18 protein-coding genes are annotated in these 25,999 nt (G+C 44.6%); 9 read left to right on the top strand and 9 right to left on the bottom strand.

What is annotated here, in order from left to right; translation table 11 throughout:
* Positions 1-78 precede the first annotated feature (78 nt).
* The 4 genes from LMH68_RS10925 to LMH68_RS10940 form a co-directional block, all read right to left on the bottom strand.
* Positions 79-1,761 (bottom strand): ABC transporter substrate-binding protein, encoded by a 1,683-nt coding sequence (locus LMH68_RS10925; RefSeq protein WP_017056650.1) that lies wholly within the window; start codon positions 1,759-1,761, stop codon positions 79-81.
* Between the two features lie 700 nt (positions 1,762-2,461).
* Complete coding sequence (locus tag LMH68_RS10930) at positions 2,462-5,851, bottom strand: response regulator (protein WP_017063266.1); 3,390 nt, start codon at positions 5,849-5,851, stop codon at positions 2,462-2,464.
* Positions 5,852-6,067: 216 nt separating this feature from the next.
* On the bottom strand, positions 6,068-7,090 hold the full coding sequence (gene rsmC, locus LMH68_RS10935) for a 16S rRNA (guanine(1207)-N(2))-methyltransferase RsmC (RefSeq protein WP_017059407.1): 1,023 nt from the start codon (positions 7,088-7,090) through the stop codon (positions 6,068-6,070).
* Between the two features lie 110 nt (positions 7,091-7,200).
* Complete coding sequence (locus tag LMH68_RS10940; RefSeq protein WP_017059406.1) at positions 7,201-8,286, bottom strand: AI-2E family transporter; 1,086 nt, start codon at positions 8,284-8,286, stop codon at positions 7,201-7,203.
* Between the two features lie 76 nt (positions 8,287-8,362).
* Here LMH68_RS10940 and LMH68_RS10945 point away from each other — a divergent pair, with 76 nt between their 5' ends.
* Entirely contained in the window at positions 8,363-8,488 is a 126-nt protein-coding gene (locus tag LMH68_RS10945; protein WP_004734537.1) for a hypothetical protein, read from the top strand.
* Between the two features lie 141 nt (positions 8,489-8,629).
* Here LMH68_RS10945 and hemL read toward each other — a convergent pair whose 3' ends face one another.
* Positions 8,630-9,925 (bottom strand): glutamate-1-semialdehyde 2,1-aminomutase, encoded by a 1,296-nt coding sequence (gene hemL / locus LMH68_RS10950; protein WP_010436060.1) that lies wholly within the window; start codon positions 9,923-9,925, stop codon positions 8,630-8,632.
* A gap of 296 nt (positions 9,926-10,221) precedes the next feature.
* Between hemL and erpA the strand changes: the two genes are divergently transcribed.
* From erpA to LMH68_RS10965, 3 genes are all read left to right on the top strand, one after another.
* On the top strand, positions 10,222-10,563 hold the full coding sequence (gene erpA / locus LMH68_RS10955; protein ID WP_004734539.1) for an iron-sulfur cluster insertion protein ErpA: 342 nt from the start codon (positions 10,222-10,224) through the stop codon (positions 10,561-10,563).
* A 271-nt stretch (positions 10,564-10,834) separates the two neighbouring features.
* A complete protein-coding gene (locus LMH68_RS10960; protein WP_229647638.1) occupies positions 10,835-11,986 on the top strand; it encodes an efflux RND transporter periplasmic adaptor subunit in 1,152 nt (383 codons plus the stop codon).
* Complete coding sequence (locus LMH68_RS10965) at positions 11,970-15,062, top strand: efflux RND transporter permease subunit (RefSeq protein ID WP_229647639.1); 3,093 nt, start codon at positions 11,970-11,972, stop codon at positions 15,060-15,062. Before LMH68_RS10960 ends, LMH68_RS10965 begins: the two co-directional genes overlap by 17 nt.
* Before the next feature lie 84 nt (positions 15,063-15,146).
* On the opposite strand, the gene LMH68_RS10970 is transcribed toward LMH68_RS10965, so the two are convergent.
* Positions 15,147-16,436, bottom strand: coding sequence for a peptidoglycan DD-metalloendopeptidase family protein (locus tag LMH68_RS10970; RefSeq protein WP_065584911.1), 1,290 nt, complete (start codon positions 16,434-16,436; stop codon positions 15,147-15,149).
* A gap of 129 nt (positions 16,437-16,565) precedes the next feature.
* Between LMH68_RS10970 and tyrS the strand changes: the two genes are divergently transcribed.
* Together tyrS and LMH68_RS10980 are read left to right on the top strand one after the other, a co-directional pair.
* The gene (gene tyrS, locus LMH68_RS10975; RefSeq protein ID WP_004734518.1) at positions 16,566-17,753 is read left to right on the top strand and encodes a tyrosine--tRNA ligase; all 1,188 of its coding nucleotides are present in this window, start codon (positions 16,566-16,568) and stop codon (positions 17,751-17,753) included.
* A 399-nt stretch (positions 17,754-18,152) separates the two neighbouring features.
* The gene (locus LMH68_RS10980) at positions 18,153-18,998 is read left to right on the top strand and encodes a magnesium transporter (protein WP_229647640.1); all 846 of its coding nucleotides are present in this window, start codon (positions 18,153-18,155) and stop codon (positions 18,996-18,998) included.
* A gap of 125 nt (positions 18,999-19,123) precedes the next feature.
* On the opposite strand, the gene dacB is transcribed toward LMH68_RS10980, so the two are convergent.
* Together dacB and LMH68_RS10990 are read right to left on the bottom strand one after the other, a co-directional pair.
* Positions 19,124-20,557, bottom strand: a complete 1,434-nt coding sequence (dacB, locus tag LMH68_RS10985) for a serine-type D-Ala-D-Ala carboxypeptidase (protein ID WP_229647641.1) — start codon at positions 20,555-20,557, stop codon at positions 19,124-19,126.
* 111 nt (positions 20,558-20,668) lie between these two features.
* Entirely contained in the window at positions 20,669-21,700 is a 1,032-nt protein-coding gene (locus tag LMH68_RS10990) for a porin (protein ID WP_102498657.1), read from the bottom strand.
* A gap of 513 nt (positions 21,701-22,213) precedes the next feature.
* Between LMH68_RS10990 and greA the strand changes: the two genes are divergently transcribed.
* Positions 22,214-22,687, top strand: a complete 474-nt coding sequence (gene greA, locus LMH68_RS10995; RefSeq protein ID WP_017059397.1) for a transcription elongation factor GreA — start codon at positions 22,214-22,216, stop codon at positions 22,685-22,687.
* 125 nt (positions 22,688-22,812) lie between these two features.
* Here greA and yhbY read toward each other — a convergent pair whose 3' ends face one another.
* Complete coding sequence (yhbY, locus tag LMH68_RS11000; protein WP_017063275.1) at positions 22,813-23,109, bottom strand: ribosome assembly RNA-binding protein YhbY; 297 nt, start codon at positions 23,107-23,109, stop codon at positions 22,813-22,815.
* Positions 23,110-23,223: 114 nt separating this feature from the next.
* On the opposite strand from yhbY, the gene rlmE reads away from it, so the two are divergent.
* Entirely contained in the window at positions 23,224-23,853 is a 630-nt protein-coding gene (gene rlmE, locus LMH68_RS11005) for a 23S rRNA (uridine(2552)-2'-O)-methyltransferase RlmE (protein WP_017059396.1), read from the top strand.
* 107 nt (positions 23,854-23,960) lie between these two features.
* Entirely contained in the window at positions 23,961-25,928 is a 1,968-nt protein-coding gene (gene ftsH, locus LMH68_RS11010) for an ATP-dependent zinc metalloprotease FtsH (RefSeq protein ID WP_017068905.1), read from the top strand.
* Positions 25,929-25,999: the final 71 nt, after the last annotated feature.

Genomic DNA, 25,999 nt, shown 5'->3' on the forward strand with positions numbered 1-25,999 from the left:
GCGCCATACTTTCAATTGAGAGTGTGGGGATTTTTATAAGCGGCGTAAGAGGTTACGCCGCAAGGATTGAACGATTACTTATTTAACTGGTTTTAGGTCCAGTACATGAAGTAGACGCTCTGGAATACCAGCCCAAATGTTTGGACGGCCTTTTGGATTTTCTTCGTTCCACCAACCAGTGAAGCGAGTTGTGTTGTATTGGTACATGTAAGCACCAGACATCACAGGGATTGTCACTTGGTCTGCAGCGATGATTTGTTGGATACCGTGTGCAATGTCTAGCTGCTCGTTCTTATCAGCTGTTTTGTAGAAGCTGTTTAGAAGACCATCTAGCTTGTCGTTTTTGTAGAAGTGCATTGCGAAACGAGGCATACCATCACCAGATTGTAGTGATGAGTTGTAAGCACTGTTCCAGTACGTGTATGGATCCGCACCGTGGAAGTAGTTTGTGTATGCTACGTCGTATGTACCTTCAAGCATTGCTTGGTTGTAAACAGAGAAGTCAGGTGTACGAGCTTTTGCTTTAATACCGATTTCGTTTAGCTGTTCTACCGCTAGTTGAACTGTGTTGTTGAAGTCAGTCCAGCCGTTTGGCGATTGAATCATTAGTTCGAAAGACTTGCCTGATGGAGTGTCAACAAAACCATCTTTGTTTACATCTTTGAAGCCAGCGTCAGCAAGAAGCTTCTTCGCGCCTTCAGCGTTGTAAGTGTTGAAGCCTTTGTACTTGTCATGAGTTTTTTCATCAGACCAAGCTTCAAACGCGTAGCCAAGACCCGATGCGAAATCGTTTACAGTACCGCCACCGTAGAATGCGATGTCGATGATAGTTTGACGGTCAAGAGCCATAGAGAAAGCACGACGGAAGTCAACGTTGCTCAATGCTTCATGCTTCGCAGCATCAGGGTGCTTGAAGTTAACGATGAATGCCTGTGTACCTGCTGGCGGGTACCAGTAGTGGTGTTTAGGGCTAGCTGCTGCGTATGTACGATCGATATCTGGAACGAAAGAAGACGTCCAGTCCATTTCACTGTTTACAACTTTACCTAGGAATTGGTCGTTGTTCGCAATTTGTGGAACACGTAGACAGTCAACATCTAGGTTGTCTGCATCCCAGTAGTTCGGGTTTGCACACTGGATGTATAGCTGCGCTGTAAACGTATCGATTTCTGTAAATGGACCAGAACCTACCGGGTTCTCATTGGTAAACGTTGATGGATCTTTAACGTCTTTCCAGATGTGCTTAGGTACTACAGGTACTTTAGCAATCTCGTAAGGTACGTTTGAGTTTGCTTCTGTTAGTGTGAACTTAACTTGGTTGTCGTTCAGTTTTTCTACAGAAGTTACCCAAGAGTTGATACCAGATTGGTCAAGCTCTGGCTTCTCTTTTACAAGGTTGAAAGAAAAAACAACATCATCAGCAGAGAAAGTTTCTCCGTCTGACCATTTAACACCCTTACGAATGTCGAAAACAACGCTCATCAGATCATCTGACATCTTGAAGTTTTCAGCTAGACGGAACACTGGAGTGTTACCGTGCATTTCGTTAAATACTACTAGCGGCTCATACATGAAGTCAGTTGTAGTATGTAGGTTAGTAGCACCAAGGTACGGGTTAAAGTTACGTACGAATGTAGTGTACTCTTTCGGGTGAACGGTCAGTTCACTGCGTTCTGCAGCGGTTGCTACTGATGCAAAACCTGTTGTAGCAGTTGCAATAATTGCTGTTGCTATTGCTGTTTTTTTTATATTGGCAAGCATAGCTGTTCCTTACTATTTGCTTTCATTTCACTAATGGATTGAATGTTATCTGTCGCTAAATTGTTTAGTAGATACACACTCTGGTTAAAGGCCTACCTCTTCTTCGTTGATCCAGATTCATCGTTGATTCTGAGAAGTGGTAAGAGTGGCCTGTAGGCCTTTGGCAGGAGTAAGAAAACACCTTATCGATGAATTAATCAAACTCGTTTCCCGTCAAAAACGTTAAAAACACACAACCCCACGTCATTAACGTCAAAACAGGTTGCTTTGGTGGTTTTTCGTACGCAATTGTTAAAGTGATGTGACTCGCATTTGGTTTTGAGGTTCTTGCAGGTTGTAAGTGGCCACTAACTTTAAAGGCTTTTTATTATAATGCCTTACCCTACGTTGGTATAATTGTAGATCTCGGTCACTTGCCAGTTTTACGTTAAATTTCCCTAGAAAATTAAATCTGCCGTTCTGTTGTGACTCGCTTCTCAAACTGCAACAAAGAGTCAGATATGATTGAGAATAGAACGAAAAGTACTGACGGTTACGAGCTCACACTGTACGTAATTGGCGTGAATTTCCCCTTGTTTAAAGGCGTAAAAAAAGTGCGTTGCAAGCGTTGGGATTCTACTTTTTGTGATTATTAGGCGTACAAAAAAGCCCACGCTAGGTGGGCTCCATTATTCAAAGTATCGTGATGTTGGTTCAGGGTTTAACTGGTCAGTAGTTTCTGAAGTTTATCCCTCAGCATCTCAATATGGGTTCTTTCTGGCGTCTGTTCTTTGCAGTGTTCCAGAATGAATTCGATTGAGCTCAGTACCGTTCGCCAGCGAGGCGTTTTCGGTAGGGTTTCTACGCGTAGGTATTTGTCTAGCGTTCGAGTTTGCAGCGTACTGCGGTCTAAGTAGACGCGCCACAAGCCACTCTTCTCGGCGAAAGCAAACTTGGTTTCACCAGTCACCGATTCCCAGTAGATGATGGCATTCGTCATCGCATCGACCAGTACCTCACGCATTAACTCTTGCTTGTTTTTACCTTCACCGGTTGCCTTGTCAGCAAGACGAGTAAATTCTCCGCCAAGCTCTTTCAGCTGCTGTAACTTATCTTTGTCGCCTTCAAAGGCATAACTAGAGAGAGCCTCAACCGCCGTTTCAAGGTTATTGATTCGGTTTGAGTTAACACCACCACCTACATTGAAGATATACATGGTGTCGAGCCCTGAGCCTTCAGGCAGCTTAAGGATGTCACTTGGTATGCGCTGACGTGTATCGTCTATATAGATATCAATATCACCGCAGTAGTGGGCTTGTTCTACCTTAAGGTATTTAGGCGCAATGATCTCGTCGGCCATTGAGCGTTTAAGTTGTTCTTGTCCGCGTCTGAATAGCTTCGCCGCAGCTTCGTTAGCAAAGCGAATACGTTGGTCGTCACGAATACAGATGATGGCTTCAGGTGCCGATTCTAGTTGCTCTAATAAGCGGCCTTGAGTTTCTAACAAGTTAGCCTCAACCATCGCTCTATGTTTGAGCTCGAGTTGCAGTTGGTCGTTTTCAAGGCGTCTTTGTTCAGCTTTGCTTGCTGATAGATGTGCTGTAATTCGAGCCGCTAGTTCTTGTTTGTTGAACGGTTTAGACAAGTAGTCATTGGCGCCAGCTTCGAAACCTCGAACACGGTCTTCTGCTTGGTTGAGTGCCGTTAGCATGATGATTGGCAACTGAGCATGATCGTATTGCTTACGCAGTGCTTCACAAACCTGATAGCCGCTCATTCCTGGCATCATGATGTCGAGTAGAAGCAGCTCTGGCTTCTCTTTCTCAATCAGTTCAATGGTTTCAGGGCCATCACATGCAGTACGTACTCGATAACCTTCTAACTTCAAGAAGCTGTCTAATACTCGCAGGTTAACCGGCTCATCATCGGCGATAACCAATAACGGGCCATCTGGGTTTTCACTGATAACACTATTTTCTTGTTGGCTGTTATCAATTAAATCAGGCGCTTGGAAGTGCGAGTAGTGACCTGATTCGTTGTAACTGTCTAACTCATCTTGAGTAGCTAGGGGCAGGGTAAAGCTAAACGTAGTGCCGAGCATTGGTTGGCTACTAACGTACAGTGAACCGCCCATTAGCTCGATCAACTGACGACTGATCGATAATCCAAGCCCTGCACCTTGGCGGTAGTTACTCGCATCTTGGCCTGCTTGAATCAATGGCTCAAAGATGTGCTCAAGGTACTCGGCCGGTATACCTTGGCCAGTATCGACAACTTGTACACGAATGTTGTCATCGATAACGCTGGCAGAGATAACAATTTTACCTTCTGAGGTGTACTTGATGGCATTGCCGACCAAGTTATACATCACTTGCTCAAGTCGTTGAGGATCCGATGAAACCAGACCTAAATCACTTGGGACTTGGTTAATAATACGGATTGGCTTATTGCCCAATAGGTGATGAGACAACTCTAGGACCAAGCTGGTGGCTGCCGACAAATCAACGGCTGATTTCTTAATATCTAAGCTGCCATAGCGCATCTTGTGATAATCAAGCAGATCATCAACCAAGGTCGCCAATCTCTGACCGCTATTGATGATGATATCCAACTGATATTTCTGATTAGCAGGAATAGGGCCGTTAGCTCCAGATATCAACGCTTCAGCGATACCCACCATGCCATGCAGTGGTGTTCTCAATTCATGTGAAGTAGTCGCTAAGAACTCATCTTTGAGTTTATTTGCCAGTTGTAACTCTTCGTTTTGCTTTTGAATGGTCTTAAGGTTGTCCTCAAGCTCATCGTTTTGGCTTTTGATGAGCTGCATTTTTTCACGAATAGATCGCTGCATTCTTTCGAAGCTCACCGCGAGTCGGCCTATCTCATCTTTGCGCTCGGTATTGATCATGGTTTCATCGAGATCACCCGCCGATACTTTTTCGGCAGCCCACGTCAGTTTAAGCAGTGGGGATGTGATGAAGTTAGACAGATAGTGCGATGCAACGACTACCAGAATGATCGCCGTTAGCATCACGATCACGAAGATCTTTTCTAACTGATGAATACGGGCAAACGCCTCTTTCTCTGGCAGCTCTACGACAAGAGCCCATGTTGCGTATTTCAGTTCAATTGGCGTATATGCCGCGATGATCGCTTGATCTAGGGTGTTGTCGAAGGTGCCAACCGCTGTTTCGCCAGCCAATGCTTTATCGACAACATCAAGGCTCAAGTTGATAGATTCTTGTGAATGAGCAAGGCTACGCGGCAGGTGATCATCACCTACAAGCAGCGTTTGAATATTCGAACTCTTGTTGAGATCCGCAATCAACTTAGTAATGCCGTTGATTGGTAGCCTAAACATCGCGTAACTGTGTAGGTAGCCTTGTTGAACGATAGGTGCGCCTAGCCATGCGGTCTGTTTGCCATTCTCGTCTTTAAAGTCAGAAACGATAACCGGCGTGTAATCTTCGTTAGATTTGCGTCGGTCGGTTACGTCTTTGGCTAGTCGTTGAAAGGTAATACCTAGGTTGGAGTCCTTGTATTTTCCTGTCAGCAGATTGGTGCCGTAATCGTCATTTTTAAAGACGGAATAAGCGACGTTACCGTTGATATCAACTAAGAGAATATCGTCAAAATCAGAGCGTTTAAGCAGTTCTAGGTAAGCATTATGGTAGCGCTTGTGGAGCAGGCGATAACGCTCGCTGCCAATAAAGCTGCTGGATTCAGGGAGGATCGACGTTTTGATTTGATCGCCAGAGCCTTGAATATAGCGCTGCTGTGCATTACTGCGTGCCTCGTCAATATCTAACCCCAATCGTTGAAATGCATTGATCAAACCATAAAATCGCCCGCCACTGGCATTGGCCAATTCTGAGCGAACAAAGCCCATCACTTGGGATTCTTGAGCTTGTAGGTAATCGACAATTTGCTGCTGCTTAGTATCACGAACCGAAACAAGGTGTGAGGTGCTTTGTTCCTGGAGATCCTGACTGTGCGATTGGAGGAAAAATATCGCGATAAGTGTCACAGGGGTAATACTGAGGACAAGAAATGCCAGCATTAGGGTATTTTGAAGGCGCTTAAACTTCTGCTTACGATAGAATCTAAACATAAATTGGGTACTACTTTCCTTTGATGTACTGCTAAAAGGGGCGAAAACAAGTACAGAGAATAGAATTAACGGGTTCCAATTTAACGAAATTAACGAGTTTTTTTACTTTGACAAGTAAGTGGTATTTAAAGCGTGTGCAAAAGCTCATTTTTATAGAGTTTTGACAAAAATATGAACAGACAGCGCAGATAATGACCCTGCGCTGTGCTAGAGAGGTTATTTGTTTGCGTGATAGATCGCGAATTTAGTGGTCTTATTTAGAGTCGCGCATTTTCCAAACGCTTGTTCAATAATTGGAATATATTTTAAGAAACTGTTCGCAACGATAATCATCTCACCAGAACGCTTCAAATGCTTAGGAGCCTGAGCAAGTAAGGTCTCAGTCGCGCTGTAGCTAGTGTCTAAACCTGAATGGAATGGTGGGTTACTGATGATGAACTGATAGTCTTCTGCAGTATCAGAATAGACATCGGATGCGAAGACTTTACCCGTTAAACCATTCGCTTCTAGCGTTGCTTGGCTTGATGCCACGGCAAATGCACTGATGTCGCACATTTCTAGCTCGATATCTGGGTTACGAGATGCCATTACCGCGCCCAATACGCCTGCACCACAGCCAAAATCCAGTACCTTGCCTTTTAGTTTTGGCAGGGTGTCCAACAGAAGTTGGCTACCAACATCGAATTGACCGTGACTGAAGACGCCAGGAAGGCTTTTTACCGTCAGAGGTTGTTCATCAATGTTAACCGTGTAGGTCTTAAACCAGTCTTGCAGGTTGAACGCTTGTGGTTGCTCGAAGCATTGACCCCAGTAGAAAGAGCAACGACGCGCTGAATCGTATTTAACAACTTTGCCGTAAGGAGCAAACATCTTCTCGATGCTTTTCACGCCTGAACGGTTTTCACCAACCACGACGATCTCGGTATCTTTGCCTAGCTTGGCAAATAGCATCGCCAACAAAAATTCCGCTTCCGCTTTGGCTTTTGGCCAGTACAACATCACTAAGTCGGCTTTAGTCTCTTCGGTAAACTCCGCACCATAAAAACGTTGGATGGTGTTGTAGCCTTCTAATTGACGGTAGTAGCTGTAATTAGAAGTAAACACAGAGACAGATTCACAATGCTTCGCTAACTCAACAGGGAACAAGTCTTCTGCCTCACCGGCAACTAAAACATGTTTGCCTTCAAAGTAGGCGAGTTGGCGTTGAGCAATCTGGCTTGGTGCAATATAAGCTGACATAGGACACTCTGTTGAATCGTTAGCAAAAAATGAGGGCGGATTTTCGCATAATCCGCCCAAAGCTTGAAGTGTTTAATACGGGTTCGCCAATCAAGTTGACGTCAAGTTCGTTAACTCTTGTCTTGCTGGTTTAAAAAGTCCTTAAACTCTTCATCGTAGATGTTGAATAGGACAATGGTAATCGCAAAAATCAATGGTCCGTAGATAAGACCAATTAGGCCAAACAGTTGAATACCGCCCAATAGTGAGAAGAAGATCATTAGGGTATTCATGCCTGCACTGCCTTGCATTAGCAGTGGACGCAGAAGGTTATCAATTGAACCAACAATCGCTACACAGTAAACCGTTAGGAAAATCGCCCACGTGGTATCACCAGTTAGGAACAAGTAGGTTGCTGCTGGGATCCAGATTAATGCAGTACCCACTACTGGGATGAAAGAGGCAAAGCCCATCATTGTGCCCCAGAATAGACCTGGGAAACCAGCAATCCACATACCTAAACCGCCGGCAAAACCTTGCGCGATTGCGGTTAAGAATGAGCCCATTACTGCTGATTTAGATACTTGCTCTATCTCTGTTAGAAGTTTGTCTTCTTGGCTACGAGACAGCGGCAGAATATGACGAACCACACTGATGATTTTGTCGTGATCTCTTAATAAGAAGAACAAAACGAACAGCATCAAGAAGAAATCCATCAAGAAATTGGTCGCGTCACCTAAGATTTTGGCACTGATACCAACTAGCTTAGAACCAAAGCTGGTCGCAAACTCACCGACTTTTTGTGCGATGGCTTGGGGCTCAATATTGTCGAAAGGCAGGTAGTTATTCACAAATGACAGCGCTTTGACCACTAACGGATGAGCAAACAGAGTCTGAATGCCACCGTGGGTCACCCATTGGTAAGTATTCTGAGAGAACAGAGAACCTTGCTGAACAATTGCTGCGAATACTGCCAATAAAGGGATAACAATAATGAAGGTCAGTATGATACAAGACAGCAGAGAGACGATGTTTTCTTTATTCGGGAGCTTTTTTTCAAGCCACTCATGGATTGGGAACATCAATAGTGAAATGATAAAGGCCATCACGATAGAGTTAACGTATGGCTCGATAAGCAAGTAACAAGCATAAGCCGCCGCGAGTAGGGCAATGATGATCACCCAGTGGCTGGAATTGATTTTGAGTTTTTCTGACACGGTAATGGTCTCTATATTTGCGTTCTGAGTTTATAATGGCTGCAAAACAGAGAGTTAGCAATGAGGAGTTTTGATAATGGGATGCTGTAATAAAGATAAGAAATGCCAAGACGAAGAACAGCAAACAAAAAAAGAGATCCCTTGGTTCAGAATGTTCCTTGGTACCTTGATGTTGTTGGTTTTTCTTTTCTGGGAACGTTAATCGCTTTTGGTTCAGCTTTAGCCTTAGTCGACGGCTAAATAAGCTGTCATATTTTTTGGCTGGTGAGCGCGATATATAAAAAGGGCTGCATTTAATGCAGCCCTAAATTCAATCGGTTAGCGACTTATAAAGTGCTTTCGATTATTTGCTTTCAGCAGCAATGATCGCAAGAGAGCGGTCAGCAGCTTCTAGTGTTGCATCAAGTTCTTTTGAACCATGAGCAAGAGAAGTAAAGCTTGCTTCGAATGCTGAAGGTGCAAGGTAAACACCGTGATCTAACATTAGGTGGAAGAAGCGCTTGAAGCGTTCTACATCACACTTAGTTACATCTTCGTAGCACGTCACAGTTTCTTGGTCAGTGAAGAAGAAACCAAACATACCGCCAACTTGATGAACTAGCATCGGGATGCCGTGCTTGTCAGCAAGTTGCTTGAAGCCTTTTGCCAACTGCTTAGTTTTTGAAGCTAGACGCTTTTCGTTGCCTTCTTCTCGTAGAAGGTTCAAACATGCGTAGCCAGCAGCCATTGCAACAGGGTTACCTGAAAGCGTACCCGCTTGGTAAACAGGGCCAGTTGGTGCGATGTATTGCATCACGTCTTTACGACCACCGAAAGCACCGACAGGCATGCCGCCGCCAATCACTTTACCAAGACACGTTAGGTCTGGCTTGATGTTGTAGTAAGCCTGAGCACAACCTTCAGCAACGCGGAAACCTGTCATTACTTCATCAAAGATTAGCAATGCACCTTCTTGATCACAGATTTCACGTAGACCTTCGTGGAAGCCTTCTACAGGAGGGATACAGTTCATGTTACCCGCTACTGGCTCAACGATGATACAAGCGATCTCGCCTTTGTTTGCTGCGAAGATTTCACGTACTGAATCTAGATTGTTGAAGGTTGCTGTTAGCGTTAGTTTCGCAAAATCAGCCGGTACGCCTGGAGAGCTTGGTTGACCTAAAGTCAGTGCGCCAGAACCAGCTTTTACAAGTAGGCTGTCTGCGTGGCCGTGGTAGCAGCCTTCAAACTTAAGAATTTTGTCACGACCAGTGAAGCCACGAGCTAGACGAATCGCGCTCATTGTTGCTTCTGTACCTGAGCTCACCATACGTAGCTGTTCCATTGATGGAACCATCTCAGATACCAGTTCAGCCATTTTGATTTCAGTTTCGGTTGGAGCACCGAAGCTAAGGCCGCGTTGAGCTGCTGCAATCACAGCATCACGAATAACAGCGTGGTTGTGACCAAGGATCATTGGACCCCAAGAGCCAACGTAGTCGATATACGCTTTACCATCAGCATCAAAAATAAGTGGGCCGTCAGCGCGTTCAACGAAGATTGGAGAACCACCTACGCCATTGAATGCACGAACTGGAGAGTTTACGCCACCAGGAATAGTTTGCTGTGCTTTTTCGTATAGCTCTGCTGATTTGGTCATTGATATATCCTCTTTTGACTGTCGGACCAATTGGCACGCATTGTACCTATCCACAATCCAAGTAGGAATGCTTTCGCCCAGATAATCACCCGAATCTGGTTGTTTTGTGTGGTTACACGTTTTAATTGTTAGATATTAGCGAGTTTACAGCAGTAAAAGGACCGATCCTGTGGTGAATACTTGAACGTTTCAGTCAGGTATTAGATAATCATCAGAATATAAGAAAATACTCAACAACTATGGTCTCGAATTAGATTTGTATCATGTTGTTTTTGACACAGGTAAGAGAGGTTGTCGTGAGCGAAGTAAATATCCCATTGTCTTTTTCTGATGCAGCAGCTACCCGCGTACAAACGCTAATTGCTGAAGAAGAAAACCCAGAACTAAAACTACGTGTATACATTACAGGTGGTGGTTGTAGTGGCTTCCAATACGGCTTCACATTTGATGAAAAAGTAAATGATGGCGACACTACGATTGTAAACAGCGGTGTAACGCTGGTTGTTGATCCAATGAGCCTACAATACCTAATGGGCGGCATGGTTGATTACACTGAAGGCCTAGAAGGCGCACGCTTCTTTGTGAACAACCCGAACGCTACAACAACATGTGGTTGTGGCGCATCATTCAGCGTATAGCATGAGTTGAAAATAGCTTGAGCTCAAAGCTGTATTAGATACATTTCAAACGCCGAACTTATGTTCGGCGTTTTTGTTTTTACTTAGTAACTTATTACTTTTCAAAGCATTCCTCTCATTTTTAGTACACGGCATATTTTTTAAACTGTCGATAGCGTCCAACTTCGTTGAGGATTGGTCTGTTAAGGTTACCTTTGTGCATAAGGAAGTTGCACATCACGCTATTAAGCCAACTAGCGCGCCTGAATGACATCGGACAAAAGGATTTGTTATGCCCACTCTATTTTCTAACTCACCACTTTTTCAGAAATTGAAGCAGCCGTGGCTGGTTTCTCTGACTCTAGTCGTGTTGTTGTCGATCTGGCTTGGTTTAGGCGTAGGGCAAGCAGAAGAGTCACCTGAAAAAAAGGCAACAGAAATTCCGCTGGCTAAGGTTTCCTTTCAAACCTTCACCTCATCACCGACCTTTAAAACGATTGATCTCTATGGAAGAACGGCGCCCGATAGGCATGCTCGTCTAGGTGCAGAAGTCGCGGGTAAAATTGTCAGATTGAATGTTGTTAAGGGGGGGATGGTTAAAGCAGGACAAGCCATTGCCCAGATAGATAAGGGTGATTTAGAGATTCAACTAGAGCGAGCATCTGCGTTATATCGCTTGAAGCAGAAAGAGTTCAAAGCGGCGCAGTCACTGAAGAAAAGAGGACTGCAAGGTGAAATCGCCTACACCACAGCTGAGGCTTCATTAACAGAATCAAAAGCCATGATGCGCAATGCGGAATTGGCTTTAAAGAATACTGTGATTACTTCGCCTTTTTCGGGTGTGGTTCAAGATTTGATGGTGGAGCTCGGTGATTTCGTTAGTGTTGGCGATCCTGTTGCTGGCGTGATTGACCTCGACCCTCTGGTGATTGAAGCGGATGTCAGTGAGCGTCATATTCAGCATCTGTTAGTCAATCAAGAGGCATTGGTTCGTCTACTTGGCAGAGATGAAGTGGAAGGGCGATTGCGTTATGTGTCTCGAATCTCTTCAGCTTCTACTAATACCTTCCCAATCGAAATTGAAATCGATAACTCTGATGGCTTACTGCCTGCAGGTGTCAGCGCTGAAGTGAAGCTCAACCTCGAAACAAGGGATGCTATCAAAGTCACACCTGCGATGTTGGCTTTGGATGAGGCGGGTAACCTTGGGGTCAAAACGTTGGTTTCAGTCGATGACTCACCAGTTGTGAAATTTGTCGGTATTCAACTAGTGAAGGCAGAGCAAGATGGTGTGTGGCTCACAGGTTTAGGTCAACGGGTCGATATCATCACCGTCGGACAAGGGTTTGTACGTGATGGTGATTCGGTGATTGCGGTTGAGCAAGGTGCTGAACTCTCAAATACAGTAGCTGAGCAGGAGATAACTGATGTATTCAATTATTGATGCAGCCTTGTCTCGTGCTCGCACCATGCTTTCTCTGTTGGCGCTGATCTTGGTCGCAGGTGTTATTACTTATATCACGATACCTAAGGAGTCGAGCCCCGATATCACCATCCCGATTATCTATGTTTCAGTTGGGCATCAAGGGATCTCACCAACCGATGCCGAGCGTCTGTTAGTTCGACCTATAGAACAAGAGCTTAGATCCATTGAAGGCGTAAAAGAGATGACAGCAACCGCAGCAGAAGGGCATGCCTCTGTTGTGTTGGAGTTTAATGTTGGCGTCGATCTCACCAAAGCAATGGCCGATGTGCGTGACGCGGTTGATCTGGCTAAACCAAAACTACCAGAAGACAGTGACGAACCGACCGTAAATGAGGTGACGCTGGCTTCTGAGCAACCTGTTTTGTCTGTTGTGCTATTCGGTACCGTTCCTGAGCGCACCATAGTGCAAATTGCCCGAGAGCTTGGAGACAAATTAGAAAGCTATCGCCAAATCCTTGAAGTCGATATTGCGGGCGATCGCGCTGACATCGTCGAGATCATTGTCGATCCGTTATTGATGGAGAGCTACAGCTTAGATCAAGCGGATATCTATAATCTGATCGCTCTGAACAATCGAGTGGTGGCCGCAGGTTTTGTTGATACTGGCTACGGACGTTTTTCTGTCAAAGTCCCTTCGGTATTTAACTCCTTAAAAGACGTGCTTGAGTTGCCTATTAAAGTGGATGGCAAGCAGGTGGTCACTTTTGGCGATGTCGCTACGGTTCGTCGAGCGTTTCGAGATCCTGAAAGTTTTGCTCGTTTAGATGGCAAATCTGCGGTGGTGTTGGATATCAAGAAGCGTGCAGGTGAGAACATCATCGAAACCGTTGAGCTAGTCAAAGCGGTAATGGCTGGTGCTCAGCAGCAAGCGGAATGGCCAAATAACCTGTTGGTCAAATACACCTGGGATGAATCTAAAGATGTGAAGATCATGCTTAATGATCTGCAAAACAATATCTTATCCGCCATTATTCTGGTGGTGATCGTTATCATCGCGATTCTTGGTGTGCGTACCGCTTTGTTAGTGGGTATTTCCATTCCAGGCTCATTCCTAACCGGGTTATTGGTTCTTTCGGTGTTTGGCTTAACCGTCAACATCGTAGTGCTGTTCTCTCTGATTATGGCGGTGGGGATGCTAGTAGACGGTGCGATTGTGGTGACCGAATTTGCAGACAGGCGAATGCAAGAGGGTGAAGGGCGCAAAGCCGCTTACCGAGATGCAGCGAAACGGATGGCGTGGCCGATAACCGCATCGACTGCCACAACCTTAGCCGCATTTGCTCCGTTACTGTTTTGGCCTGATGTGACGGGCGAATTTATGAAGTTCTTACCACTAACTCTGATCGCGACTTTAACTGCATCATTGATCATGGCGTTGTTGTTTGTGCCCGTGCTGGGCGGTTTGATTGGCAAACCTCAATACGTATCGTCTAAAAGCCAAGCTCGAATGGTCGCACTGCATAATGGTGACTTTTCACAGGCTACTGGTTTAACCAAGGCTTACTACCACACGCTTTCTTTAGCGATTAAACACCCCTTTAAGATTTTGTTCAGTGCGGCACTGCTCGCGGTTGCAGTTGGTTTTACTTATTCAAAAGCGGGTCTAGGTGCAGAGTTCTTCCCAGAAGTTGATCCGCCATTCTTTAATGTCAAAGTTCGCTCGCATGGGGATCTGTCTATCCAAGAAAAGGATGACATCATGCGTGATATTGAACTGATGATGCTCAATCATGATGAGTTCGATACCGTTTACACGCGTACTGGTGGTGACGATCAGATTGGTTTGATCTCAATTACGCCTGTTGACTGGCAATATCGACGCAGCGTTAAGGCGATTATTGATGAGTTGAAGGTACAAACCGATCAATACGCTGGTGTTGAGATTGAATATAAGTTCCCTGATGCTGGGCCTCCGGTTGAAAATGACTTAGTGATTGAGCTGTCGGCAAGAACTCCAGAGCAGCTCAATCAGGCTGCAAAAATTGTGAGAGGTTGGGCTGATGGAAATAAAGCACTGACCAATATCAGCGATACTGCGAGTAAAGATGGCATCGATTGGAAGGTGGATATTCGCCGCGACGATGCTGCGCGCTTTGCAGCTGATGCGACCTTAGTGGGTAATACCGTTCAATTCGTGACTAATGGTCTCAAGATTGGTGATTATCTGCCCGATGACTCTTCAGAAGAGGTCGATATCTTGGTGCGCTACCCTAATGATAAGCGTGATATCGGGCGCTTCGACCAGCTTAGGGTGAAAACGCCAGCAGGTTTAGTACCTATTACTAATTTCGCTCAGATCGTTCCCGACCATAAGCAAGACACCATTAAACGCCTTGATGGCAAGCGTGTGGTGAACATCATGGCGGATATGGAAGAAGGGTATAACCTTGCTCTCGAACTACCAAAGATCGAACAAGCATTGAGTGAGCTAGGGCTGCCGAGTAGCGTGGAATTTCGCATCCGTGGTCAAAACGAAGAACAAGAAAACTCGTCAGCCTTTTTACAAAGTGCTTTCTTGGTTGCTTTGGCGGTAATGGCTTTGATTCTGATTACTCAGTTCAATAGCTTCTATCAAGCGTTTTTGATTCTGAGTGCTGTATTGTTTTCGACCGTTGGCGTGTTCGTTGGCTTACTGATCTTCCAACGTCCGTTTGGCATTGTGATGTCGGGAATTGGGGTAATAGCGCTCGCCGGCATAGTCGTGAACAACAACATCGTGTTGATTGATACTTATAATCAGCTCATCAAAAGAGGCTTGGACAAGCGAGATGCGATTCTAAGAACCGGTGTTCAGCGTTTAAGGCCAGTAATGCTCACGACGGTTACGACTATCTTAGGTTTAATGCCGATGGTGTTAGAGATGAACATCGACCTGATTAATCAAAAGATAGAGTTTGGCGCGCCAAGTACACAATGGTGGTCACAGCTTGCGACCGCTATTGCTGGTGGTTTGGCGTTTGCCACGGTGCTGACTTTAGTATTAACCCCTTGTTTGTTAATGCTTGGACGGAACAACAAACCTGAAAAACAGTAGCTAGTTGTGGTATGTGAGCATAAAAAAGAGCGCCTTGATGGGCGCTCTTTGCATTTTTCTATTTTGCAGTGAAGCTACAAACGCCTAGTTAGTCGCTAGTAACTGACCGTATCGCTCAAGGTTTCTTAATCGAATCTCTGAGTTGGCAATAAAGGTTGCTTTTGCTTTACCAGTTAACGACTTGGATTGAGGCAATTTCACGGTACGCGCATTTTTATGTACGCCATTAACCAAGAATTCATAATGTAAGTGCGGGCCAGTCACACGGCCTGTACCGCCCAAAGTACCAATGGTTTGGCCTTGTTTTACGCGCTGACCGGTTTTCACCATACGTCGCTTCATGTGCAGGTACTTGGTGATGTAGGTGTTGCTGTGGCGGATGAACACGTAGTTACCATTGAATTGGTTGTAACCTGACTTCTGAACAATACCGTCACCGGCTGCCCAGATAGGCGTGCCAACAGGGGCTGCGTAGTCAGTACCGCGGTGAGCTCGAATCTTACCGGTTACTGGGTGTCTCCTGGTAGGGTTAAAGTTCGATGTTACGCGACGAAAATCAATTGGTGAGCGCAAGAACGCCTTCTTCATCGCACGACCATTTTCATCGAAGTAGTTGCCGCTTTTATCATCCAATACCGCGGTAAATGAATCGCCTTGGTTTTTGAACACGGCTGCCATGATCTTACCGCGACCAACTACTTCACCTTCAACCACTTTCTCTTGGTATAAGATTTTGAAGCTGTCGTTCTTACGAATATCTAACGCAAAGTCGATATCCCAACCGAAGATGCCGGCCAGTTCCATAATTTGGTTTGCGGTTAAACCTGCGCTGACGCCAGCGTTCCAGAAGTTAGAGGTGATGTTGGCTTCGGCATAATTGTATTGGTATACCACTTCTTTTTTGTCGAAACTTGATGAGAAAGAATCGCCAGATTTAGTGATCTTGAAGCTTTCAAACGCACTAAGTTGTCGTTTTAACTGAATAAGGTCGTTGTTTTCATCAAAGCCGAACTGCAAGACATCACCAGGTCTTAGGTTAGACAGCTGCTTCTTAATATCATTATTGGTATTGAGTAGCGTGATCAGCAGACGGTATGAGAGGCCAATACGTTCAAATAAAACAGAGGTGCTTTCGCCAGAGCGAACGGTGTATTTCTCCCAATTGAGCACTGCCGTCGGTGGAGCGTCACTTGAGCTAATAAGTGCAGAGGCATTGATAGTCAGTGGGTAATGTTTTCCCACAACTAAAGCGCCCGAATCGTCACGCAAACTGTTGACGTCGGGGAGTAAGAAAATCGCGACGAAAATTATGGCACTAAAAAATGCGATAAAAGCCCGGTGCAAAATAGGAAGGCGTGCAAAAATAGACAACATGTTCCGGTTCGTTCTGTAAATATTATGAAAATCGACGACGGAATAGTGTAACTGGTTTCAAAATACATCGCTATTCAAGTAAGATGTCTAATTAATGTATTTTTGCCAAATCTGTGGGAGTGAACAAGAATGGCGAGTATTGAAGCTGCACTAGCCGAGATCAAACGTGGCGTAGAAGAACTGATTCCAGAAGACGAACTGATTGCAAAACTAAAAGAAGGTCGTCCTTTACGCATTAAGCTGGGTGCCGATCCAACAGCTCCAGATATCCACCTAGGCCATACGGTTATCTTTAACAAGCTTCGTGCTTTCCAAGAGCTTGGTCATGAAGTGACATTCCTTATCGGTGATTTCACTGCAATGGTTGGTGACCCATCAGGTAAAAACTCAACACGTCCACCGCTAAGCCGCGAAGACGTATTGAAGAATGCTGAAACTTACAAAGAGCAAGTATTTAAGATTCTAGATCCTGCGAAGACGCAAATTCGTTTCAACTCTGAATGGCTATCTGAGCTTGGCGCTGAAGGCATGATTCGTCTTGCTTCTAACCAAACTGTTGCTCGTATGCTTGAGCGTGATGACTTCAAAAAGCGTTACGCTGGTGGTCAACCGATCGCAATCCACGAATTCATGTACCCACTTCTACAAGGTCACGACTCTGTTGCACTAGAGAGTGATGTTGAGCTTGGTGGTACTGACCAGAAGTTTAACCTTCTAATGGGTCGTGAACTGCAAAAAGCAGCAGGTCAAAAACCACAAGCGGTACTGATGATGCCATTACTAGTTGGTCTAGACGGCGTTAAGAAGATGTCTAAGTCTGCGCACAACTATATCGGTATTAGCGAAGCACCAAGCGAGATGTTTGGTAAGATCATGTCTATCTCTGACGATCTAATGTGGAGCTACTACGAGCTACTGTCTTTCCGTCCACTTGAAGAAGTTGCGGAACTGAAAGCTGGCGTTGAGGCGGGCAAAAACCCTCGTGACGTTAAAGTACTTCTGGCGAAAGAGATCATTGCTCGTTTCCACAGTGAAGCAGATGCTGAAGCCGCTGAGCAAGAGTTCGTTAACCGTTTTGCTAAGAACCAAGTTCCTGATGAAATGCCTGAATTTGAATTCGAAGCCGGCCTACCTATTGCGAACGTTCTAAAAGAAGCGGGTCTTGTAAACTCTACTTCTGATGCGATGCGTATGATCAAGCAAGGCGCTGCTAAGCTTGAAGGCGAGAAGATTGAAGACAGTAAATTCGTACCTGAAGCTGGTACTGCAGTTTACCAAGTAGGTAAGCGTAAGTTTGCTCGTATTACTATCAAGTAATATTAAATCTCAATGATTTAACGAAAAGGCATCTACGGATGCCTTTTTTATTGCCCCCTATTTATTGACAGGAATTTGACGAAGTTTTTGAACGGCTATTGCTACACTATGCGCGCTGTCATATTGACAGTAATTCTGGAGATTTTTATGAACAATACCGACCATCCTCCTAGTTTGAATGGAGAAGAATAACCCGTCTCGGTATTGATCTATTGTCCTGCCGTTCGGGTAGGGTATCTTTGTTTTTCCCCCTCATTCTTTTCCACACACTAGATTCTAACAAGTAGACACACCAGTAGCTTTCAGCTCTTGGTGCGCATAAATCTATAAATCTATAAATCTATAAACTTATGCTATTTGTTTTGATGGTCGTTACCTTTGCCAATCGGGAGATTCGCCATGACGGTAATGAACAACACTTTTTTATCTATCGAAGCTTTGTACACAGAGCAAGACATCCAAGCTGTATCGAATGCATTTCAACAGTATGGCCGTGAGCAACAAATTAACCTTTTGAACCGAATGCCGCTCGAAGATGCGGTGCTAGTGCTGGGGCAATGCTCTTTGAGTACGATTCAGACTTTACTTAGTGAGCTAGAAGAGCAGGGCTTTGAGAAGCGCTCTCGACATCTAGCTCACCAACTAGGGCTGATCTACTCTGAGGTAGAACCTCAACAGGGTTACCTTTCGACTGGCGTCATGAGCCACGTCAGGCAGCGTATCGGTTGGATTATTGCGTTAGCACTATTGGGAATCGTCTCAGGGCTTATCATTGCTCAGTATGAAGACATTCTCAGTCAGTTGGTACTTTTGGCAATCTACATGCCGGTAATTGCTGCTGCTGGTGGTAACACCGGAACACAAGCAGCGACTTTGGTGATCCGAGCCTTAGCCACAGGTGAGTTGAAAAAACGCCAATGGGCTAACGTTCTATGGAAAGAGTTTAGAGTTGCTATTTGTTTAGCTTTAGCGATTGCTGTAGTGATGATTGGACGTATTTTGCTCTTTAGTGAAAACCAAGCGACAGGTGGTTATGATATCAACATGATTGCGTTAGCTATTGCGGTAGCGCTGTTTATTCAGGTGACCATATCAACCGTGCTGGGTGGCGGATTGCCGATAGTTGCTAGGCTATTTAAGCTTGATCCAGCGGTGTTAGTGAGCCCAGTGCTTGCTTCCATAGTTGATATCTCAGGAATGTGGATCTACTTCACTGTGGTTAACTCATTCCTCGGTATCGCTTAGCTCCTATAAAAATAGGCACCTATAAAAATAGCTAAATACATCTGAGAAACAAAAATGGCGCTGAAGATTTAAGGTCTTCAGCGCCATTTTTATTGTTTGAGTAGAAGTTTACACAAAGCTAAGCATTACTTAGATTTGCTTTGTGTTTGACTGAACTCGACCACATCTTTGTAGAAAGCACGCTCAAACTGGGTGATAGGTGCTTCCACTGGTTTGTCTGGATCTTGTTCTTCAGGGAAGTAATCACGAACAAACTGCACAAACAGAGAGTTTGGTTTTCCCGCTTTATCTAATCCGTATCCCGCCATGTTGTAACTGCCGTATAGAGAACCACTCTTGGCTGTGATGTTGCCCTGAATCGGTGCTTTTCTCATGCTTGGACGGTACTTGAGCGTTCCATTTACACCTGATGTAGGCATAGCCTCAATTAGGTTGAGCTGTTGATCGTTTTCCCAGATATAACGAAGCACTTGAGCCATGGTCTGTGACCTCATTCGGTTATTTCTAGATAGCCCTGAACCATCGACGAGCTGCGCTTTACTGAGGTCAATATTAGCCTTGGTCAGCAATATCTGCTTTATCGCTTCAGTACCGTTATTGAAACTGCCTGGTTGAACATAAAATGTGGCTCCTAGCGTTTTAGTTAGATTATCTGCGATAAGGTTATCCGACTTCTTGAGCATGATATCGAGCAGTTCAGGAAGCTTTTCTGAATGGTGGCTCGCGACTAACGTGGTTTTGTTTGCTTGCGCTTTTTTACCAACAATTACATCGCCTTGAACTTGGATTTTCAGTTCTTCAAGAAGCGATGTCACGACTTGATAGGTATAAAGCTCGGGGTTTTGAATCGCAAACTTGAGTGGTAGTGGCTTCTTACGCTCGACTAAGCAACCAGAGAGCTTGTAAGCGTTGTCTGGAGTGGTGATGAGCTCTAAGTCGCATTGTGTCGCCTTCTGCCCTGATCGAGTTACGGTGGCTGCGGTGGTTGTCACGTCTATCGGATAGTGAGCAGGAATATAGACACGAGTGCTGCCGTTATCTTTTGTATAAATAGAGGCTTGTGCGCAGTTGCTGTCTAAGGTCATCGCACTCGAAGGCGCGCTGTAACAAACCCCTAGAATGTCCCAAGGCCAACCCACCGCTCGCTGATAGCCCGTAAAAGTCGAGTTATCTAGGTATAAGTTGCCCTTGATGGTTCTGGATTGAGATTTTGCGTATTGACCCAAAAGGCTTTTAAGCTGTTCTCGTTGTAGGGTCGGGTCGCCACTAAATGAAATGATTGAGTCATTCCCAGAACGGGCAATGCTGGTCGTGTAGTGAAAGTCATCCCCTAACTCCAACTTAGCCGCTAAAGCTGTCACCAGCTTTAAAGTACTGGCGGGCGGGTAGAAGCCATCACTGTTGGAATTCATTTTGTTTGAATCGCCTCTCAGGGATTCCAAAATTACACTTGTGCTACTGCCATCAGGCAATTTATCTAGAGGGGGGTAAGAGAAAGCGTTAACTGAGAAAGCGCTAATGGAAAAACTACATACAAGTAGTGTGGATAGAAGGCGCATAGAAGATTTCTTGGATGGCAGATGTTTTCAGTATACAGATATAAAAAAAGCCCGCTAGATAGCGGGCGTTTTGATTCTCAATTAACTAATTAATCAATTAGATAATCAGAATTAGAAGTCGTAACGTAGACCGATAGCTAGCTCGTCTTCAGCATCTGCTTTAGATGCTTTACCTGTAGTTAACTTCGTAGTATCACCAAACTGATCGCCTTCAGAGATTAGGTTGAAGTTGTACGAGATGTACGTGCGGAAGTTCGGCTTGAAGTAGTAAGTAGCATCGATTGCAACATTATCCGCAGCAGTTTCGCTGTCGAACTCAGCGTTGTTGTACGTTAGAGTGAACGCAGCTTTATCTAGCGTGTACGCAGTTGCGAATTCGTAACCTGTGTAGTCGCCGTCTTTTTTCGCTAGTTCACCATCTGTGAATGTACCAGCAAAGTATAGAGCTTCAGTACGGAAAGATGCCGCTAGCATGTACTCGTTTTGCTCGTCTTGGTCAGCGTAACCTGCACCTAGCTTAAAGCCAGAGTCGCCGATTGCGTAGATACCAGATAGAGAGTAGCCGTCTGCTTCGTTGTCAACGAACTCACCAGCAGCGTTTTCTGAACGGTCAGCAAAACGGTAGCTTGCTTTAACCGCTAGGTCTTGGAACTCACCTTTGTAAGAAAGCATGTTGTCAGTACGGTCAGCAGCTGCAATTTTATATGCCGCTGAGTTACCGTGGTAAGACATGATATCGGTAAAGTCTGTGATAACACCTAGCGCACCGTCGTTCTTACCGTAAGTTACTTCACCAAATGTACCGCCGATACCAGCGTAAGTGTAACGGTGGTCAATAGAGTCGCTGTTAGTTGCGCTGCTATCGTTAGCTTCGTATTCGCCTTCGTAGAAACCAACACCGTATAGGCCGTCTTGGATTTCAACTTTACCTAGGAAGTTAAGACGTACACGTGTTTTGTCTTCAGCTTTGCCATCTTTTAGAGATAGACGAGCTTCCGCACGACCACCGATTTCTAGAGAAGTGCCGTTTGAGCTGTATACAGAAGTGCCGTCGATACCACCAGCTTGTTTGCCGTCCGCTGCTACTGCGTTAGTAGCAAGAGCTGCAGCCGATACAGCAAGCGCGATCATAGTCTTGTTCATGTTATTAATTCCTAATTACTGTCCATAGAAGTTTTATCAAGGATTTGAACCCTTTTGTGTATTGCCTGTATTAATCAGGCTTCATAATCATGATTAGAACAGAAGTCTGAAAAATGCCAGTGCAATCCATGGGTTACTTTTTACCTCTAAAGTTCCATGGTCAGTTAGTAAAATGATATAAAACTAAAAAATGAACACTGTTTTATTATATCTCTTGTTGATTAAGTGTTTGTTTTAAAGTGATTTTTATAAAAGTGTGATCTGTGTTTATTTTGTTTGTTTTTTGTTTTTTTAGGTATTTAATTCTCAACTTATTGATGGGGAGGTTATTATTCATTTTTGTGATGTCTGTAATTTAGACCTAGATAAAGCTTTTATAACGCAAAGTGGAATAAAGGTGATTTAGCCATAAAGTTTGTTTACACTAAGCCAAATCGTTTTGTTTCTATCACCCAATAAATACGTTGGGTGTATTTATGTTGGCCAAAGAAAGCTTTGGCATAGAGGTAAAAAATGGAAAAGGTTCCAATGACAGTACGTGGCGCTCAGCAGCTACGTGACGAATTAGATCGCCTACTTAAGCTACGCCCTGTTATCTCAGCAGCTATTGGTGAAGCACGTGAACTAGGTGACCTGAAAGAGAATGCTGAATACCACGCCGCTCGTGAAGAGCAGGGTATTTGTGAAGCTCAGATCCGTGATATTGAATATAAGCTATCACTGGCTCAGATCATCGATGTAACGCAAATGGATAATACGGGCAAGATTATCTTTGGTACGACAGTGACACTGATTGATGTGGATACCGATGATGAGTTCCGCTACCAAATCGTTTCAGAAGACGAAGCAGACATCAAAACGGGTCGCATTTCTGTGAAATCGCCAATTGCTCGCGGTCTTATCGGTAAAATGGAAGGCGACGAAGTCATGATCTCTACCCCTGGTGGTGACAAAGACTTCGAAATCGACAAAGTAGAATATATCTAATTGAATTTTCTTTGTTTCTGATAAGTAAAAAGGTCGCTAAATGCGACCTTTTTCGTTTCTCACGCTACACTAAAAGATAAGCGCTGTGGCTTCCTATTAGTGAAGTTAGCTTATATCAAACTCGCTTATTTACGTGGAATCTCGATTTTACGTGCTTCTGACTGGCGGAACAGTACTAGAACTTTACCGATAGTCTGTACTTTCTCAGCTTTAGTTTCACGTACAATTGCATCGATAATCAGTTGCTTAGTATCACGGTCTTCTGATGCAACTTTAATCTTGATCAGTTCGTGGTGGTCTAGAGCTAATTCGATTTCCGCTAGAACAGCTTCAGTAAGTCCATTTGCGCCCATTAGCACAACAGGTTTTAAACTGTGAGCTAGGCCCTTTAGATGCTGCTTTTGTTTGGTACTTAGGTTCATTACGCGGCCAATTTTCTTTACTATTAGGGTTGAAAAAACCTATTTTAACGCCATCTAAAGCTGAAGACTATAATTTATTCAGCAATTAGTACTTTCCTCCAATTTAGGTATCCAATGAGCAAACAGAAACACTCGGCCAGTTCAGGCCGTTGGTTGAAGGAACACTTCGACGACAAGTACGCAAATGAAGCAAGAAAGAAAGGCTATCGTTCACGTGCTTATTTCAAAATGGAAGAGATTCAAACGAAAGATAAATTGCTGTCTCCTGGGATGACCATTGTGGATTTGGGTGCAGCACCTGGCGGTTGGTCTCAATATGCTGCTAAGATTGTTGGAGACAACGGACAAATCATTGCGTGTGACTTGTTACCAATGGATCCGATTGCTGGTGTTAGCTTTTTACAAGGCGATTTCCGCGAAGAAGCTGTGCTAGATGCCTTGTTGGAACGTATACAACCAAACATGGTTGATGTCGTGATGTCAGATATGGCACCTAATATAGCAGGCAACAATTCTGTGGATCAGCCAAGAGCTATGTATTTAGTTGAATTAGCTTTGGATATGTGTCGACAAGTTCTAGCTACCAATGGTAGTTTTGTTGTAAAAGTATTCCAAGGCGAAGGGTTTGACCAATACGTTAAGGACGTCCGCGAGATGTTTAAAACAGTAAAAGTTAGAAAACCCGACTCTTCTCGAGCTCGATCTCGTGAAGTGTTTATCGTAGCCACTGGTTACAAAGGTTAACGATTCTCTTCCAAGAGTGAGAGTTAACAACATGGCTACAGGTTACAAACTGTAGTACCCTACCTTTAATTACAATTAGTTATCGAGAGGCTTACACCTTGAGTGACATGGCAAAAAATTTAATTCTGTGGCTTGTTATCGCGGTAGTGTTGATGTCGGTATTCCAGAGCTTCGGCCCTGGGGAAAGTAACGGCAGAGCAGTAGATTACACCACGTTTGTACAGGAAGTTGGCCAAGGCCAGATTCAAGACGCACAGTTCAATAACAGCGAAATCACTTTCACACGTCGTGGTGGTGGTTCTAAGTATGTAACTTACATGCCTGTTTATGATCAAAAGCTACTTGATGACTTAATTAATCAAAACGTAAAAGTTCAGGGTACACCACCTGAAGAGCAGAGCCTGCTTGGCACTATCTTCATCTCATGGTTCCCAATGATCTTACTGATTGGTGTATGGATTTTCTTCATGCGTCAAATGCAAGGCGGCGGCGGCGGTAAAGGCGCGATGTCTTTCGGTAAGAGTAAAGCTCGAATGATGAGCGAAGAACAAATCAAAACCATGTTTGCTGATGTTGCTGGTTGTGACGAAGCAAAAGAAGACGTGAAAGAGCTTGTGGACTACCTTCGTGACCCAAGCCGCTTCCAAAAGCTAGGTGGTAAGATCCCGACAGGTATCCTGTTGGTTGGTCCTCCTGGTACGGGTAAAACATTGCTTGCAAAAGCGATTGCCGGTGAAGCGAAAGTACCGTTCTTTACTATCTCTGGTTCTGACTTCGTTGAAATGTTTGTTGGTGTTGGTGCATCTCGTGTGCGTGACATGTTCGAACAAGCGAAGAAAGCGGCACCTTGTATCATCTTTATCGATGAAATTGATGCTGTAGGTCGTCAACGTGGCGCTGGTGTTGGTGGTGGTCACGATGAACGTGAACAAACACTGAACCAAATGTTGGTTGAGATGGATGGTTTCGAAGGTAACGAAGGTATTATCGTTATCGCTGCGACTAACCGTCCAGACGTACTAGACCCTGCATTACTTCGTCCTGGTCGTTTTGACCGTCAAGTTGTGGTTGGTCTACCGGATGTACGTGGTCGTGAACAGATTCTTAAAGTACACATGCGTAAAGTGCCACTATCAGGTGATGTTGAACCGTCGCTGATCGCTCGTGGTACTCCAGGCTTCTCTGGTGCAGATCTTGCGAACCTTGTGAACGAAGCGGCGCTATTTGCTGCTCGTGGTAACAAGCGCAATGTATCTATGGTTGAGTTTGAACTTGCGAAAGACAAAATTATGATGGGTGCAGAGCGCCGTTCAATGGTTATGTCTGAAGAAGTGAAAGAGTCAACGGCTTACCACGAAGCGGGTCACGCAATTGTTGGTCGTTTGGTACCTGAACACGATCCAGTGTACAAGGTGTCAATCATTCCACGTGGTCGTGCGCTTGGTGTAACCATGTACTTGCCAGAGCAAGATCGTGTGAGCATGTCTCGCCAACATCTAGAGTCTATGATTTCTAGCCTGTACGGTGGTCGTCTTGCTGAAGAACTTATTTACGGTAAAGACAAAGTGTCAACTGGTGCGTCTAACGATATCGAACGTGCAACTGATATTGCTCGTAAGATGGTTACGCAGTGGGGCTTCTCTGAGAAATTGGGTCCTCTTCTTTACGCAGAAGAAGAAGGTGAAGTTTTCCTAGGTCGCGGCATGAGCCAAGCTAAGCACGTTTCTGATGACACGACTAAGCTTATCGATGAAGAGATTCGTATCCTTATCGACCGTAACTACGATAGAGCTAAGAAGATTCTTGAAGATAACATGGATATCATGCATTCGATGAAAGACGCTCTAATGAAGTTCGAAACGATCGATGCAGGTCAAATTGATGACTTGATGGAGCGTAAGCAAGAGATTCGTGATCCAGCTGGTTGGGGTGATCAGGTAAAAGCTGAACCTACAAAGGAAGAAGCAAAACCTGAAGCTAAGGCAGAAGAAGCTAAAGCGGAACCAAAAGCTGAAGAGTCGAAAGTTGAAGAAGTTAAATCTGAAACAGATGATGCTCAAAACAAAGATTCTTAATCGCTAAGTTATAAATTAAAACCCTGAGTACGCTCAGGGTTTTTCTGTTTATAGCCTATGGTGTTTTTCCC

This window comes from Vibrio sp. F13 (genome assembly GCF_020806305.2).
Lineage (GTDB): Bacteria > Pseudomonadota > Gammaproteobacteria > Enterobacterales > Vibrionaceae > Vibrio > Vibrio crassostreae_C.

Bases quoted from the DNA above. Each gene is read 5' to 3' on its own strand.
- LMH68_RS10965 (WP_229647639.1), top strand. From the start codon at position 11,970: ATGTATTCAATTATTGATGCAGCCTTGTCTCGTGCTCGCACCATGCTT.
- greA (WP_017059397.1), top strand. From the start codon at position 22,214: ATGGAAAAGGTTCCAATGACAGTACGTGGCGCTCAGCAGCTACGTGAC.
- LMH68_RS10980 (WP_229647640.1), top strand. From the start codon at position 18,153: ATGACGGTAATGAACAACACTTTTTTATCTATCGAAGCTTTGTACACA.
- LMH68_RS10960 (WP_229647638.1), top strand. From the start codon at position 10,835: ATGCCCACTCTATTTTCTAACTCACCACTTTTTCAGAAATTGAAGCAG.
- LMH68_RS10925 (WP_017056650.1), bottom strand. From the start codon at position 1,761: ATGCTTGCCAATATAAAAAAAACAGCAATAGCAACAGCAATTATTGCA.
- dacB (WP_229647641.1), bottom strand. From the start codon at position 20,557: ATGCGCCTTCTATCCACACTACTTGTATGTAGTTTTTCCATTAGCGCT.
- LMH68_RS10970 (WP_065584911.1), bottom strand. From the start codon at position 16,436: ATGTTGTCTATTTTTGCACGCCTTCCTATTTTGCACCGGGCTTTTATC.
- rlmE (WP_017059396.1), top strand. From the start codon at position 23,224: ATGAGCAAACAGAAACACTCGGCCAGTTCAGGCCGTTGGTTGAAGGAA.
- yhbY (WP_017063275.1), bottom strand. From the start codon at position 23,109: ATGAACCTAAGTACCAAACAAAAGCAGCATCTAAAGGGCCTAGCTCAC.
- LMH68_RS10930 (WP_017063266.1), bottom strand. From the start codon at position 5,851: ATGTTTAGATTCTATCGTAAGCAGAAGTTTAAGCGCCTTCAAAATACC.
- LMH68_RS10945 (WP_004734537.1), top strand. From the start codon at position 8,363: ATGGGATGCTGTAATAAAGATAAGAAATGCCAAGACGAAGAACAGCAA.
- rsmC (WP_017059407.1), bottom strand. From the start codon at position 7,090: ATGTCAGCTTATATTGCACCAAGCCAGATTGCTCAACGCCAACTCGCC.
- tyrS (WP_004734518.1), top strand. From the start codon at position 16,566: ATGGCGAGTATTGAAGCTGCACTAGCCGAGATCAAACGTGGCGTAGAA.
- ftsH (WP_017068905.1), top strand. From the start codon at position 23,961: ATGGCAAAAAATTTAATTCTGTGGCTTGTTATCGCGGTAGTGTTGATG.
- hemL (WP_010436060.1), bottom strand. From the start codon at position 9,925: ATGACCAAATCAGCAGAGCTATACGAAAAAGCACAGCAAACTATTCCT.
- LMH68_RS10990 (WP_102498657.1), bottom strand. From the start codon at position 21,700: ATGAACAAGACTATGATCGCGCTTGCTGTATCGGCTGCAGCTCTTGCT.